Raw genomic sequence first — 15424 nt, forward strand, 5'->3', positions numbered from 1 at the left:
AGCTTGTCGAAGTGTGCCGTTCATGCTTCGACAAGCTCAGCACGAACGATGGCTGTAATTGTCCTAAGTTGAAAACGCTGTACAAGGTTGGCAATTACCCAATGCTAATGAAAGTGATTATTTTGACGTATTACACCATTAATACCTAGGCAAACGGATTTTCCAGCACTATCGTCTCATCCCTGTCAGGCCCTGTAGACAAGATAGTAATCTTAACCCCAACCAATTCTTCAAGGCGTTTAATATAAGCTTTAGCATTGGCTGGCAAATCATCAAACTGTGTGACACCAGCGGTTTTTTCCGTCCAGCCCGGCATTTCTTCAGTAATCGCCTGGCACTGTGCGTAACTGTCTGCACCCAGCGGCGCGGTCTCAGTCATCACGCCATTGATGTTATATGCTGTACAAATACCGATTTTTTCCAGACCGTCCAACACATCAAGCTTGGTCAGACAAATACCGCTTAAGCTATTTAACTTAGCAGATTTACGCATCGCAACCGCATCAAACCAGCCGCAACGGCGCTTGCGCCCTGTGGTTGCACCAAATTCATGCCCCACTATACCTAAATGTTCACCATTGGCATCGTGCAATTCTGAGGGAAACGGACCATTGCCCACCCGTGTGGAATACGCCTTGGTAATCCCTAGCACATAATCCAGATCCAACGGCCCGATACCACTGCCTGTGGCCGCGCCACCTGCCGTAGTGCTGGATGAGGTGACATAAGGGAACGTGCCGTGGTCAATATCCAGCAACGCGCCTTGTGCGCCTTCAAACAATAAGTTATCGCCGTTACTTTGGTGACGGTATAACACTTCGCTGACATCGGTAAGCATGGGTTTAATATGCTCGGCCAATTGCAAAACGTCTTGTAAAGTCTGGTCATAATCCACTGGATCGGTATGGTAATAATTAACCAACATGAAGTTATGGTAATCAACCAGTTCTTTGAGTTTTTCGGCAAAGCTGTCGGCATTCAGTAAATCACCCGCCCGCAAACCACGACGACCGGCTTTGTCTTCATAAGCCGGACCAATACCACGTCCTGTGGTACCAATGGCTTTATTGCCACGGGCTTTTTCCCGCGCCTGATCAATCGCCACATGCACCGGCAAGATCAAAGTACAGGCTTCACTGATTAATAAGCGATCTTTAACCGAAATACCGGCTTGCTCCAAAATGCCAATTTCTTCCATTAATGCCGCTGGCGACAACACCACGCCATTGCCGATCATGCACTTAACATTATCGCGCAAGATGCCAGACGGAATCAGATGCAAAACGGTTTTTATACCCTTGATAACCAAGGTATGCCCTGCATTATGGCCGCCTTGGAAACGCACCACAGCTGCCGCTTGCTCGGTTAATAAATCAACCAACTTACCTTTACCTTCGTCACCCCATTGAGTGCCGATTACTACCACATTTTTTCCCATAATTCTTCCTAATTGGCGATTGCACGGGGAGTGCAACGCAGTGCAGTATCTTAAGCGACGGGTTTTACAACCCACTGTTCATTAACCTGTTCTAAAATCGCCGTACAGCCCAGTTGTTGGGCACTACCGACTTGGCCTGGCAATTGCTGTACCACTGTTTTGTGTTGCGCACGTAATTCGCGGATTTTTTCGCTTAACGCTGTATCCGACAGGTACGGTGCAAAAATCATGTCTCGGCGTGGAATGTAATACTGCTGTTTGCTGAGCGCAGACAATAATTTCAAATCGGCACTGAAACCGGTGGCAGGACGCGAGCGGCCAAAAATGGCGCCAATATTATCATAGCGACCACCACGGGCAATCTCTCTGCCCACCGTCGGTACAAATGCTGCAAACACAATACCGGTGTGATAATGATAACCACGCAATTCTGCCAAATCAAAACTGATCGGTAAGTTCGGCAAACGTTGCGCTAACGTGTTGGCAATACTGTCTAAGTCTGCCAAGGCCTGTTTAACCGATTCATCCGCGTTGGCCAGTATCAGCTTTGCTTTACTGAGCGTGTCTTTACCACCATTCAGTTCCACCAGCTTCATCAGCATTTGCTTGCAATCAGGGTCGATAGCATAACCTGCCATTAACTCCTGCAATTCTGGCTTGGCTTTGCGCTGTAATACATCAAACAATTCGCTTTCCTGATCGCTGCTTAAGCCCGCTTGTTTGGAGAGCGCGCGATAAATACCCACATGGCCTAAATCAAGATGCACATCCAGCAAACCGGTCATCGCCAACATGTCCAGCATCAGGCAAATCACTTCTTCGTCGCTTTCTTTACCGGCATGGCCATACAGCTCCGCGCCTATTTGCATGGGGCTGCGGGTTTTTTCCAAGGGATCACCACGGGTATGCAAAATAGTGCCGACATAACACAAACGCGTCGGCCATTCCTGCTTAAGATTATGCGCATCAATTTTGGCCACTTGCGGGGTCATATCCGCACGTACACCCAGCATTTCGCCACTTAATTGATCGGTGAGTTTAAAGGTTTGCAGTGCCAGGTCATGACCTGAGCCTGTCAATAAGGAATCTAAAAAATCGATCAGCGGCGGATCAACCAGTTCGTAGCCCCAGCAGGCAAACAAAGCCAGTAATTTAGCCCGATGATTTTCCAGATGTCTGGCTTCGTCCGGTAAAACCTCTTCAATGCCTTCCGGTAAAAGCCAAGAATCTTTTCGTTGCATAGTTTTGTATGTCCACTCAAACAAAACGCCCCGCGAGCGGAGCGTTTTTATGTTTCACTAAAAGAGGGACAGTTTACTTTAATTTTGCTGATTTTTAAAATACTTAAAGAATTCCGAATTAGAATCCAGCACCATAACGCCGGAATTGGCGAAAGTTTTCTTATAGGCATTTAAACTGCGGTAAAAACTGAAGAACTCAGGATTAGCGCCGTACGCCTGTGCATAAATTTCAGCGGACTTCGCATCGCCTTCACCGCGCAGGGTTTCGGCATTTTTAAAGGCATTAGCCAAGGTAACTACGCGCTGTCTGTCGGCATTAGCACGAATTCTTTCCGCCGCTTCCGCACCTTGCGAACGGAACTCACGCGCAACCCGCTCACGTTCCGCTTCCATACGCCGATACACCGAGGTGCTGACTTCGTCCGGTAAATCAATACGCATGACTTGTACGTCAACAATATCGACACCCAAATCGGCCGCTACCATTTTGGAGTTTTTAATCAGCAATTCACGGATGATCTGCCGATCGGTAGACACCAGTTGTTTAATGCTGCGCTTGCTGAACTCGCCACGAAACGCATCTTTAATGATTTGATCCAGGCGTAAATTAGCTTGGTCAACATCGCCGGCGACAACGGTGTAATAGGTTTTCACATCGCCAATACGCCATTTAACAAACGAATCTACGATAACGTTTTTCTTTTCTGCCGTTAAAAAACGTTCCGGCTTGGACACCATCGTTTGTATACGCGAATCAAAAGTTTTTACCTGATTGATCACCGGCCATTTAAAATGCAGACCACGGTCGTAATCACTTTTTACAATTTCACCCAAGCGAAATTTAATGGCTTTTTCGGTTTCTGCTACCGTAAATACGCACGACAAGCCGACAAATAGTAATACGCCAACTACGCCTGCGGCTATTTTATTTTGAGTCATTAACGTCCCCTCGCATCATTTTCTCTACCGCGTGACGAAACCGCTCTTTCCGCTGCGGCCGCCTCTTCTACCGCCGCTTGCGAATGGGAAGTACGCAAGTTACTGTTCGAATCAGAACTGACTACAGGATTAGAGGAGATCGATGGTTGTTGTGCTTGCTGTTGCTGCATGATTTTATCCAACGGCAAATACATCACATTATTACCGGCTTTAACATCAATCATCACATTGCTGGTGCTGGATAATACGGTTTCCATAGATTCCAGATACAAGCGTTTTTTGGTCACTTCCGGCGCTTTGGTGTATTCACCCAGCAATTTGGTAAAACGACTGGTTTCACCTTCGGCCTGGGCAATTACCTGCTGTTTATAGCCTTCCGCTTCCTGTTCTTTTCTGGCCGCCGCGCCGCGTGCTTCTGGTACGACCGCATTGGAATAGGCTTCTGCTTCGTTAATTAAGCGCTGCTGATCTTCCCGCGCTTTAATCGCATCGGCAAAGGCATTTTGCACTTGCTCAGGTGGCTGGGCATCTTGTAAGTTAACACTGGTGACTTGCAGCCCTGATTTATAGCTGTCCAGCACATTTTGAATTTCTTTTTTAATGCGAGTCACAATTTCGCTACGGCCTTCGGTTAAGACAAAGTCCATTGTGCTGCTGCCGATAACGCTACGCTCAGCACTTTTGGTGACTTGTATCAAAGTGGCTTCAGGGTTGGCCATATTAAACATAAAGTCTTTAGCATCTTTAATTTGATACTGCACACCCAGACGTACATCGACGATGTTTTCATCTTTAGTGAGCATTAACGCATCATTAGCCACGCTTTGTTCTGCGCTACGGCTGCTAAAACCCACTTCGATAACGCGGTTCTTTTTAACGTTAACAATATCAACACGTTCAAACGGCGCAGGGATATGCCAGTTTAAACCGGACTGCGTTGTGCCAATATAGCGGCCAAAGCGAGTTTCCACACCGTGATTACCTTCATCAACAATATAAAAACCGGTTAAACCCCATAAGCCTATCGCTATCCCAGCCACATAACCGAGATTTTTTATTATATTGGCTGGGTTAAACTGGCTGGGTGCGCCGCCGTTATTGCCGTCACCACCTCCACCGCCGCCTCCAAAAATCTTGCCTAATTTTTCCTGCAACGTGCGTATTGCTTCATCAAGATCAGGCGGACCTTTCTGGTCACCTCGACCGCTCCACGGGTCTTTCTTATCACCGCCAGGCTCATTCCAGGACATATTTATGCTCCATATTGGATTACTCAGTTATTATTTTTTGTTATCCCAAGGGATAGTTGATCTCATTGTGCATAAGCGCGAACTGTATTTCGTAACGGCATCTTAAGCATTCTATCGTATATATGTTTAATCTTTGCATTTGACCGGCAAATTAGCCTAAAAGCTAGGTGACTTCTTCAATTTCCACCGCTTTTAACAACCCCAAATGCTTAGCGTCCATTTCGATAACCAACTCGGTGACACCAGAATCGTTAATATGCTCGGCAATTATTTTTGCGCAAGTAAATAATTTGGCTCTAACACCCCCTTGATCCGGCTGCAAAAAACACCGCCGCTTAATTTTTGTATTGGCAAAAATCTCTGTTAAGGCTTGCAACAACAGCTCGACACCCGCACCTGTTTCAGCCGACAACCATACTCGTACTGGATTACCTTCGTCATCGCGATCAATATGCGGCACAATATCAGTCATTAAATCAATTTTATTAAACACTTCAATTTGTCTGATATCGCTAGCGTCAATATCGTCTAAAACGTGATTAACCTGACGCATAATTTCATCACGGTCTTCGGCATGGGCATCAATCACATGCAGCAATAACTCCGCACCACTGGCCTCTTGCAAGGTCGATTTAAACGCCGCCACCAATTCGTGCGGCAAATGCCGAATAAATCCTACCGTATCAGCCAATACAATTTCGGTATTTGTGGATAAGCGACAACTGCGTAATGTAGGGTCAAGGGTAGCAAATAACTGATCCGCTACGTAAATATCAGCACCGGTCAATCGGTTAAATAACGTCGATTTACCGGCATTGGTATAACCCACCAACGAAATAGTTGGCACTTCGGCTTTTTTGCGTTTACCACGGCCTTGGCTACGTTGCTTATCCACCTTATCTAAACGCTGCTGGATTTGTTTGATACGCACGGCTAACAGCCGTCTATCAGTTTCCAATTGGGTTTCACCAGGGCCGCGCAAACCGATACCGCCTTTTTGGCGTTCCAGATGCGTCCAGCCGCGTACTAAACGGGTCGATAAGTGTTTAAGCTGCGCCAATTCAACTTGCAACTTGCCTTCAAAAGACTGCGCACGCTGGGCAAAAATGTCTAAAATTAAGCCATTTCTATCAACAACCCGCACCCCCAAATAAGTTTCAAGGTTTCTTTCCTGGCTAGGTGACAGCGCGTGATTGAACAACACCACATTGGCTTCATAGCTATCGACAATGGCTTTGAGTTCTTCTAGCTTGCCTTTACCGATAAAATGTTTAGAATCAGGCCGTTGCCTGGATCCCGTTAACACATACACCGTCTCCGTACCGGCGGATTTAGCCAGCTCTTTCAGTTCAGACAGCTCTTCTTGATTAGCTCGAAAAGTAATGTGTACCAAAACAGCGCGTTCACCGGCTTCTTTGCGTTCGTTTTCAAGCATGATTTACACACTTAACACAAAAACGTAGTGGGTATTTTTTCTGCGTTCTGAAATAATTTAACAAGATTATTCTTCGCCGGTGTCGTCGTCACGCGTTAATTTAACGGTTTTGCTGGGTACAATGGTAGAGATGGCATGTTTGTATACCATTTGGCTGACGGTGTTCTTCAGCATGATGACATACTGATCAAACGAATCGACTTTACCTTGCAATTTAATGCCATTGACAAGAAAAATTGATACCGGTGTGTGATCTTTTCTGAGTGCGTTCAGGAAGTTATCCTGTAAGTTTTGGCCTTTTGACATCCGATTTTCCTTATTCTTTTTGGATAAATAATAGTTAACAACATAAAAATCAATGTTTTCTCAAAAAATACCTTTAAATACGACAATTCCAAGGCAGAAAACACGACAGTGCAACATGATCGTTCAGATAATATTGCACGCTTAAAGTTCAATGATAAATACTGATACACGTTAATAATACGGCGTATAGCGCATTGTGTGAACTTTACTAATCAAACCTTCTAACCTAAAAGCCGCTGAACGATCGGCTTTAATCTTACCTGTACCCAGAGTTACAATCTACACACAAGCTGAATTATTTTAACTTTGCTGTAAAAAATCTGTAATAACGGTTATAAAAACAGTGGGCTGTTGTACATGAAGCCAATGCCCTGCGTGTTCAATAAAGACTAAATTAGCCTGTGGAAATAAGCGCTTAATGTCTTTTTCGCGCACAAAATCACTGTCTGCACCGGCAATAAACAAGGCTTTACCTGTAAACGGTACAACATGCTCGGTATGGGGGAAAGCAACAATAGTCGGCGCGGTGTGCGCAAAAATAGCCAGATCAACACGCCAGCCATAGTGCCCGTCTTGCAATACCAAATTTTGCAACAAAAATTGCCGATAACTCAGTTCAGGTATGTTTTCTGCCAGCAATACTTCCGCTTGTTTGCGATTATTCACCTCTGCCAAAGGCAACGCCGTTAACGCGCCAATAATTGCAGCAAAATTATGTTGATAACTCACGGGTGCAATATCAACCACCATCAGCTTAGCAACACGCTGCGGATGGTTTAGCGCCAACCACATGGCTATCTTACCGCCCATGCTATGCCCTAGTATAGCGGCTGCGACTATTTGCCGCGCATCCATAAACTGCAACACATCGTTGGCCATAACCTCATAATCCATAACAGGGTTATGCGGCGATGCACCGTGATTACGCATATCCAGCACATACACATGAAACTTATCGGCCAGTTGCTGTGCCACGCTGCGCCAATTACGCGACGAGGCAAAAAAACCGTGCAAAATTAACAGCGGCGGCGCGGTCGTATCGCCAAACGCTTCAAAGGCCAAATCTACCGTGTTACTCATGCAAACGCGAACAACGCCCCCATAACACCGCCAAAAATACCGCCCCATACCACCAACCAACCCAAATGCTGGTGAATAATAGCCTCCACCATTTCTTTGACCATTTGCGGGGTGAGTTCATTCAGGCGCTTATCAATCACCGCCTCAATTTTGCTGATGATATCACCGCCAATTTTTTGCGCATTTAAACCGTGCTTCAGTGCTGTAATAAAGGCTTCTGATTGGGTCATTTCTGTTAAAGTGACACGCATTTTTTCAATAAATGGCTCTTTTAACGGCACCAAGGCTTCTTCGCCGCCCATCATCATCAACATACCACCAAATGAAGAACCCATAATCGACGATACCAAGCTCTCATAAATACGGTCGTAATCCACCGCTTTTAAAAAAGGATCAAGATTTAATAACTGACCACCTTTTTCTTCTTCGGCTTGAATAAATTGTTCAATATTACTCACGGTAAAAAATTGATTCATCATCAAGTGTTTAATCGAGCTTTTAAATTCTTCAAAACGCTCAGGAATAACGCCAGAACCGTATAAATACGGCACTTTTTCAAACAGCATATAAATAGCCAGCCAATTGGTGATTGCACCTGACAGCGCAAAATAGCCAATGGATCTTATGAGCTGATTGCCACTCGCGTAGCCCATAACAATAATAACAACCGATAGTGCATTGGTGATAAAGCTTTTATTTAAAAATTTATTCATTTATGAGTAACACAAAAAATACAAAATAATTTATCGCACCATTCGCGCTTGCCACTGCGCAACTTTAGTTTTTAACGCTATTACATCAATGGTGGTCAACTGGCGTTTTTTCAAGACACGCTTACCGTTTACCCACACATCCGTCACCTGTTGGCGGCTTGCCGCATAAACAATTTGCGAGATGGCATCGTACAACGGCTGGGTAGACAGACAATCCAGATCAATGGCAATCACATCACCGGCTTTGCCAATAAGCAGCGAGCCAATGTCTTTATCTAAACCCAAGGCTTTCGCACCATTAAGCGTCGCCATCTGCAAGGCAGTCATTGCGGGTACGGCACGGGCATCATTAGCCACCGCCTTGGCCAATAAGGCAGCGGTGCGCATTTCGCCCAGCATATCCAGATCATTATTGCTGGCCGCGCCATCTGTGCCTAAAGCGACATTAATCCCTGCCTGTAAACACCGCGCCACTGGACAAAAACCACTGGCCAGTTTTAAATTGGATTCCGGACAATGCACGATATGCGCGTTGGCGGTGGCCATCATCTCAATCTCTGCATCTGTAAGTTGCGTCATGTGAACAGCGACAAACGCCGCATTGAGCAAACCCAATTCTTGTAAGCGTTGCAACGGGCGTTTGCCGGTATCGGCCTGGGCTTGCTCCACTTCATGCAGGGTTTCATGAACGTGCATATTAACCGACAAGCCTAACTCATCAGCGTGCAACTTGATTTTTTGCAACGGCGCATCAGATACGGTATACGGCGCATGCGGCGCAAACGCCACGCTAATCAACGGCTCATCCTGCACTTGCTCACGTAACGCTAAGCCTTTTGTAATGTATTCCTCGCTGTTTTGCGCGTACACGGTCGGGAAATCAATCACCACCATACCTAAATTAGCACGCATGCCGATTTGAATGGCTTGCTGTGCAGTAATCTCTGGAAAAAAGTACATGTCATTAAAGCAGGTTGTACCGCTTGAAATCATTTCAGCAATGGCCAAATCGGTGCCGTCTTTCACAAATTCTTCGTTCATCCATTGCTGTTCTAACGGCCAGATATGGTTTTGCAGCCAGTCCATCAACGGCAAATCATCGGCAATGCCACGCATTAAACTCATCGCTGCGTGGGTATGGCAATTAACAAAGCCTGGCAGCAGTGCATGTTGGTTTAAATATTCGGTGCTGATGCCTTGGTATTTTTGTTTGGCTTCGGGGCTAGGCAAAAGATCAATAATTCGGCCTTCGTTAATCACCAAACTGTGGTGATCGTAGGTTACGTTGGCGGGTTCAATCGGTATAATCCACCGAGCGTGAATAAGCGTATCAACTATCATGGGTGCATCCTTTTGTGGGTCGCCTGATTATAACTTTTTACACTGGCTTGTGATAACAAATGACAACAGCACACACATTAACCGTTCAGGCATTGCACTGGACAGGCACGAGCTTACGGGTACTCGACCAGCGCCAATTACCCGATACTTTACGCTACGACGAATACACCGATGCGGCCGGTGTCGCCGAAGCCATTACCAGTATGCGGGTACGTGGTGCGCCAGCGATTGGCATTGCCGCAGCGTATGGCGTTGTGTTATCGGCTTTACAGCATTTTTCCAGCAATCCAGGGCATTGGCAACAAGCCATTGCTACTGATATTGAGCTACTGGCAAACTCTCGCCCGACCGCAGTGAATTTATTTTGGGCGCTGGATAAAATGCGTTCGGTGCTGGATAGGCCACAGGCCGATCCCGTTGCCGCACTGGCTGCTTGTGCCGTAAAAATCCACGCCGATGATATTAACGATAACCACACGATGGGCGAATTGGGGGCTGATTTATTGGCGGGTGCTAAAGGCATCTTGACGCACTGCAATACCGGTTCTTTAGCGACAGGGGGTTATGGTACGGCGCTGGGGGTGATTCGTAGTGTTTATCAACGGCAAGCGGTAACTATTTACGCGGGCGAAACCCGCCCGTGGTTACAAGGTGCCCGCTTAACGGTATGGGAATTATCGCAAGACGGCATTCCGGTTACCTTAATAGCAGATTCTGCGGCAGCTTGGTTGATGCAATCCGGGGCGATTGACTGGGTGATTGTCGGTGCGGATCGCATTGCCAAAAATGGCGACACGGCTAATAAGATTGGCACGTATTCGTTAGCGGTGTTGGCCAAGCAGCACGGCGTTAAGGTGATGGTGGTTGCACCCACAACAACATTGGACGGCAGTATTGCCAGCGGCAAAGACATACACATTGAGCAACGCAACCCGAATGAATTGTTGCCACCTTGCTATGTGGTGGAAGATTCATTGGTTAGTGGCTGGAATCCGGTGTTTGATGTGACACCAGCGGGGTTGATTGATGCGATTGTGACGGAACGCGGTGTGATGCTTAATCCTGCTGAACACGGCATTCCATTGGCATGGCTAATTTGAAAAGCTCGTAAGACCTATAAATCGTAGGATGGTTTCGCGTCAGCAAACTAGCACAACCAGCATGGCCAATGTTGAATGTTTTAGAGATTTTGCAAACAGCCTTGTTTTGTTTGGCTTTGGTGGTGTATTCAGCAGGGTGGCTTGGGCTTGTTACGCAAAACCACCCTACATGCTAAAGATAAATTATTTTATAACTAGATCTTAGTATTTAGATTGCATATAGTTAATACCAGGCTGCATAGCAGTGCGCCAAAGTTGCTCAAGCTTGACATTATATGAGGGGTCAATTTCCTTGACGGTTTTAATTAACGCATCAAGCCAGTCGAAGTACCATTCAGGTTTAATATTGCGATGATCGCGATTATGTATGGTTGAAAGTTTATCCATCGCAGCCGAATTTTGCATGCCGCCAGCTGCCATAATTACCATAATGTGCAAAGACGATTTAAGCATAATTTGTTGATAAGCAAAATTGGTGTCTTTAAACTGCTCGGCAATTTGTGTCGACATCGCCATAAAGTTTTTGTAAAACCGATCAAGAAATTCGGCGTTGGCAAGGCAGCGTTTCAGGCTGTCCTTAACAACTTCCAATTCTTCAGCGGATAAATAATTTACGCTAGTGTTCATGTGAAAAGTGTCTGTGGCAGTTGTTGGATTTAGGCCGATCAACCATTTAAAAATCGGCGACTTGTATAGTACATAACAATGAACTTTTATACGGCTAGTATATTACTAATAACGCTTATTGCACTAGCGGCTTTACTGCATTCCGCAGTAGGTCATGATGGGGCTACTGGTTATCTTGCGGCCATGTCACTGCTTGGTTTAGCGCCAGCGATTATAAAATCGACAGCCTTGGTGTCAAATATTGCTATAGCCTTATTACGACGTATGAATCGTAGGGTAGTTTCACGTCAGCAAACCACCCTACTCGCTTAACCTTACCACATTTACTTTACTAGGCGGCTTTAAAAAATCTAGCTTTTACTGAATGCCAAACAATAGGCAACACAGACAACAAGACAATACTCAGTACCACTTTCTCAAAATTGTGCTTTACCCATTCATTAGCGCCTAAAAAGTAACCGGCTAAGGTTAAGCTGGTTACCCACAATACCGCACCAATAACGCAAAATAGAATATATTTTGAATATTTCATACTGCCGGCACCGGCTACAAACGGCGCAATCGTGCGAATAATAGGCACAAAGCGCGCTAAAATGACCGATTTTCCGCCGTGTTTATCGTAAAATGCTTCGGTTTGGGTAATGTATTCACGTTTAAAAAACAAGGTTTTCTCACGCGACTTAATAAGGCCACTAAAATATTTACCAACAAAGTAATTCACATTGTCACCCAGCAAAGCCGCTGCAATCAACAGCGGAATCAACCATTCAATATTTAATTTACCCGTGCTTGAAGCCAGTAAGCCTGCGGCAAATAACAACGAATCACCGGGCAGTAACGGCATAACAATCAAACCGGTTTCCACAAAAACAATCAACGCTATAATTACGTAGGTGAAGGTATTGTAGTGCGTTAATAAATCTTGCAACGTACCGAGCGGGTCTTTTAGCAAGCTTAAAAAAAATTGCAGCATATCCATATGGGGTTCTCTCAGAAAAATAAATTGGCTAATGAATAAAGGCAGGCTACCTAAATTTGCGCTAATCCTTGTTCAATTTCCTCATGAAGCTGTTTAATTGTTGCAATAGGATCAGCTGATGTTCTGATTGGCCTACCAATAACCACATGGTTTGCACCGTTAATAATGGCTTGCTTGGCAGTAGCAATACGGCGTTGATCATCGTCACCCACAGCGGTGGAGGCAGGACGTATGCCTGGCGTTACAATGATAAAATCACTGCTGGATTGGCTACGTATCGCGTGCGCTTCCAAGGCCGATGACACTACGCCATCACAGCCTAACTCCAGCGCTTTTTTGGCACGAATCAATACCAAATCCGCTACTGATCCAGTCATACCCATTTGACGCATATCGGATTCATCAAAACTGGTCAGTACGCTAACAGCTAATACATTTAAATCGCCTTTGTCTTTTACCGCCGCTCTGATAATGGCATCATTACCGTGAACAGTGGTGAGCGATACACCCTTATCTTTCAGCTGTTGTACGGCTAAATGCACGGTTTCTGGGATGTCGAAAAACTTAAGATCCAGCATCACTTTATTGCCCCGATCAATGATGTACTCCACCATATCCCAACCACCGGCTAAAAACAGCTCCAGACCTACTTTAAAAAACTTCATATCGCTGTCGAGCTTTTTAACCCAGTTTTTTGCTTCGTCAGGGTGGGCAACATCAAGTGCAAAAATGATGCGTTCGTTCAGTGGAATATTTTTCATGTTATCTATCAAGTTCCAAATTAAATATGCGAAGATTTTAACATGGTTGCTTAACAGATGAGGTTAACTTCGTTGGTAAATTATCAGTATTACCGAGCACAGTAGTACAGGTAAAGCCTAACAAAATAGCAAATAAGCAATGATCACCGAAAGACCAAAGCGGTAGTAAAACCTAGTCAGACTATAACGTGTATTAAGGCGCTGTTTTACCGGTGTCAATGTGTAACGATATAAAAGGACTGCTAATCGCCGCAGGTTTTAAAGGCTCAGTCGGAACAAGCTCACTGATAGCCGATGGCAATGTCAGTTGCTCGGCTTGTTTACTGGTTGCCATATTGACCGGCGCATTTTTCGGTAATGGCGTAGGCTTTCCTAAAAATTTTGCGATACTGTTTAATTGGTCACGTAATTGATTGGCATTAGCGCCTGGTAATAAGAAAGTAAACGGCCCATCTTTAGTTAACTTGGGCTGAATAAAACCAGGATTAAGTCGACAAAAATGCTCATAACTGAGACTAGCCATTTGTGCCACTGTCGTTAAATCTTTACCCGTTAAAAAACCAATATCATCTTTCTTATCCAACCTAAGCTTAACAAAATAAGGCTCATTTCTGATCGGATTAAGACTCACGCCAAAACCATGCGGATTGGCAAAAATATGCGCTACTGCCAATAAACGTGGCACGTAGTCCATAGTTTCAGCTGGCAAATTAAGCGACCAATAATCCGTACCCAAGCCCGCCGCTCTATTGGCATTAATAGCGGCATCGACTGTGCCTTGTCCACAGTTATACGCAGCCAGCGCCAATAACCAATCGCCAAAATGATTACGTAATCCTGACAAAAATCGCACTGCCGCGCGTGTCGAAGCCGTCACATCCAAACGACTATCGTAGTTGGCATTTTGCACCAAATTAAAATCACGCCCAGTACCTGGAATAAATTGCCAGATACCGGCAGCACTCATCGGTGACAAAGCTGTCGCTTGATAAGCACTTTCAATCACCGGTAACAATGCTAAATCTAACGGCATATCGTGCTGACTTAGTTCTTCAACCACATGGTAAATATAAGGCCGCGACCGCTCAGCAATACGACTGAGATAATCAGGGCGCTGCGCGTAACCATTCACCTGTTTCTTAAAACGCCCATAAATCGTTGCTTGCCGATGCCACAATTCTTCCTCACGGGTACGCTGTCTGTCAATCACACTAGGCTTGGGTACATACATACCCGATGAAGGTGTCGCTGGCTGCACGCTGTCTTGGACTGTTTGCGTGGAAGACGGCACGGGCATAGTATTTATTTTAGGCGGCGCTGTTAATGGCTTATTACCATGCACACTGATTTCAGCATGCTGACGACCCAAACTCTCACCGCCAGACGCATCACCACGGCCAATCACCTCGGAACTGATCACCGGATTACGGCCTGGAGAAGACTCACTCGGCGGCGCTAACTGAGTACGAATACGTGTGCGTGCCTTAGAGCCTGGGGTTAAATAATTGGCGCTCGGTTGCAGCAAGTGACCATGCCGATTTTGTAGGGATTGTGCAATAGCTGCGTTAGTATCCCCTAACGCAGAACGCGAGGTGTTCAGTCGTTGCCGACCGTAACGGGTATAATTTTGCAATGGCGCACGCACAATACTCGGCTCTGCCAATCTATTACGACTTAATAACTGATGATGAACGCCCAGGCGCGTATACTTACTTTCCAAAGCGGCATTATCTTTAGCCTCATCACTGATCTGTTCTGGCGCAAGCTGTGTGGATGTGGGGCGATCGATTGCTGAGGGCGCTGGCGAACGGTATACGCTGGTAAATGATTGCGGCGGCAGCGGTTTAGGAATTCTCATCCCATGTCGAATACGATCCCAAATATTGCCTGGATCACGCACAACAACTTTCCCGCGTCCACGCTGATGCCTTACTTTACTATGTGCTTTATGACTATTTTTATGTTTTGAAGCCGCTAACATATCGGCGGAATAACTTAATAAAGACGCACTAACCACAAGATTTAAGATTAAAACCAATGACCGCATTGTATACCTTCTCGATATTGTGACGCTATTTAGGAAACTGCTGATAGGCCGTAGATAAACAGAAATTCATCGTCAATGATAAACGTATTTTTTTGCTCATTACACTACACAAAAAAAATTATAGGAACTTATTTGATCACGCCCTGCGCGATTTATGGGTAAAATGT

The 15424-nt window shown here is 45.4% G+C and carries 14 protein-coding genes; 1 reads left to right on the forward strand and 13 read right to left on the reverse strand.

Annotated features, from left to right (window positions below; genetic code table 11):
- Window positions 1-145 precede the first annotated feature (145 nt).
- From CRENPOLYSF2_RS05270 to CRENPOLYSF2_RS05310, 9 genes are all read right to left on the reverse strand, one after another.
- Window positions 146-1438, reverse strand: coding sequence for an adenylosuccinate synthase (locus CRENPOLYSF2_RS05270; RefSeq protein ID WP_087142899.1), 1293 nt, complete (start codon window positions 1436-1438; stop codon window positions 146-148).
- 50 nt (window positions 1439-1488) lie between these two features.
- Entirely contained in the window at window positions 1489-2703 is a 1215-nt protein-coding gene (locus CRENPOLYSF2_RS05275; RefSeq protein ID WP_473206030.1) for an ATP phosphoribosyltransferase regulatory subunit, read from the reverse strand.
- Between the two features lie 54 nt (window positions 2704-2757).
- Window positions 2758-3618 carry a protease modulator HflC gene (hflC, locus tag CRENPOLYSF2_RS05280; protein WP_087142901.1) on the reverse strand — a complete coding sequence of 287 codons (861 nt, stop codon included), beginning with the start codon at window positions 3616-3618 and terminating at the stop codon, window positions 2758-2760.
- Window positions 3618-4868 (reverse strand): FtsH protease activity modulator HflK, encoded by a 1251-nt coding sequence (gene hflK / locus CRENPOLYSF2_RS05285; protein ID WP_087142902.1) that lies wholly within the window; start codon window positions 4866-4868, stop codon window positions 3618-3620. The genes hflC and hflK overlap by 1 nt, the downstream gene beginning before the upstream one ends.
- Before the next feature lie 163 nt (window positions 4869-5031).
- Complete coding sequence (gene hflX / locus CRENPOLYSF2_RS05290) at window positions 5032-6303, reverse strand: ribosome rescue GTPase HflX (RefSeq protein ID WP_087142903.1); 1272 nt, start codon at window positions 6301-6303, stop codon at window positions 5032-5034.
- 66 nt (window positions 6304-6369) lie between these two features.
- Window positions 6370-6609 carry an RNA chaperone Hfq gene (gene hfq / locus CRENPOLYSF2_RS05295; RefSeq protein WP_087142904.1) on the reverse strand — a complete coding sequence of 80 codons (240 nt, stop codon included), beginning with the start codon at window positions 6607-6609 and terminating at the stop codon, window positions 6370-6372.
- A 300-nt stretch (window positions 6610-6909) separates the two neighbouring features.
- Window positions 6910-7689 (reverse strand): alpha/beta fold hydrolase, encoded by a 780-nt coding sequence (locus CRENPOLYSF2_RS05300; RefSeq protein WP_087142905.1) that lies wholly within the window; start codon window positions 7687-7689, stop codon window positions 6910-6912.
- A complete protein-coding gene (locus tag CRENPOLYSF2_RS05305) occupies window positions 7686-8402 on the reverse strand; it encodes a DUF445 domain-containing protein (RefSeq protein WP_087142906.1) in 717 nt (238 codons plus the stop codon). The genes CRENPOLYSF2_RS05300 and CRENPOLYSF2_RS05305 overlap by 4 nt, the downstream gene beginning before the upstream one ends.
- A 30-nt stretch (window positions 8403-8432) precedes the next feature.
- A complete protein-coding gene (locus tag CRENPOLYSF2_RS05310; RefSeq protein ID WP_087142907.1) occupies window positions 8433-9743 on the reverse strand; it encodes a TRZ/ATZ family hydrolase in 1311 nt (436 codons plus the stop codon).
- A gap of 59 nt (window positions 9744-9802) precedes the next feature.
- On the opposite strand from CRENPOLYSF2_RS05310, the gene mtnA reads away from it, so the two are divergent.
- Window positions 9803-10843 carry an S-methyl-5-thioribose-1-phosphate isomerase gene (gene mtnA / locus CRENPOLYSF2_RS05315; RefSeq protein ID WP_087142908.1) on the forward strand — a complete coding sequence of 347 codons (1041 nt, stop codon included), beginning with the start codon at window positions 9803-9805 and terminating at the stop codon, window positions 10841-10843.
- A gap of 201 nt (window positions 10844-11044) precedes the next feature.
- Here mtnA and CRENPOLYSF2_RS05320 read toward each other — a convergent pair whose 3' ends face one another.
- The 4 genes from CRENPOLYSF2_RS05320 to CRENPOLYSF2_RS05340 form a co-directional block, all read right to left on the reverse strand.
- On the reverse strand, window positions 11045-11470 hold the full coding sequence (locus CRENPOLYSF2_RS05320) for a globin (RefSeq protein WP_087142909.1): 426 nt from the start codon (window positions 11468-11470) through the stop codon (window positions 11045-11047).
- Window positions 11471-11801: 331 nt separating this feature from the next.
- On the reverse strand, window positions 11802-12449 hold the full coding sequence (locus CRENPOLYSF2_RS05330; RefSeq protein ID WP_087142911.1) for a VTT domain-containing protein: 648 nt from the start codon (window positions 12447-12449) through the stop codon (window positions 11802-11804).
- A 50-nt stretch (window positions 12450-12499) separates the two neighbouring features.
- Entirely contained in the window at window positions 12500-13210 is a 711-nt protein-coding gene (pyrF, locus tag CRENPOLYSF2_RS05335) for an orotidine-5'-phosphate decarboxylase (protein WP_087142912.1), read from the reverse strand.
- A gap of 193 nt (window positions 13211-13403) precedes the next feature.
- On the reverse strand, window positions 13404-15257 hold the full coding sequence (locus tag CRENPOLYSF2_RS05340; RefSeq protein WP_087142913.1) for a transglycosylase SLT domain-containing protein: 1854 nt from the start codon (window positions 15255-15257) through the stop codon (window positions 13404-13406).
- Window positions 15258-15424 lie beyond the last annotated feature (167 nt).

Origin of the sequence: Crenothrix polyspora (assembly GCF_900163755.1) — a bacterium.
Taxonomy (GTDB): Bacteria; Pseudomonadota; Gammaproteobacteria; order Methylococcales; family Methylomonadaceae; genus Crenothrix; species Crenothrix polyspora.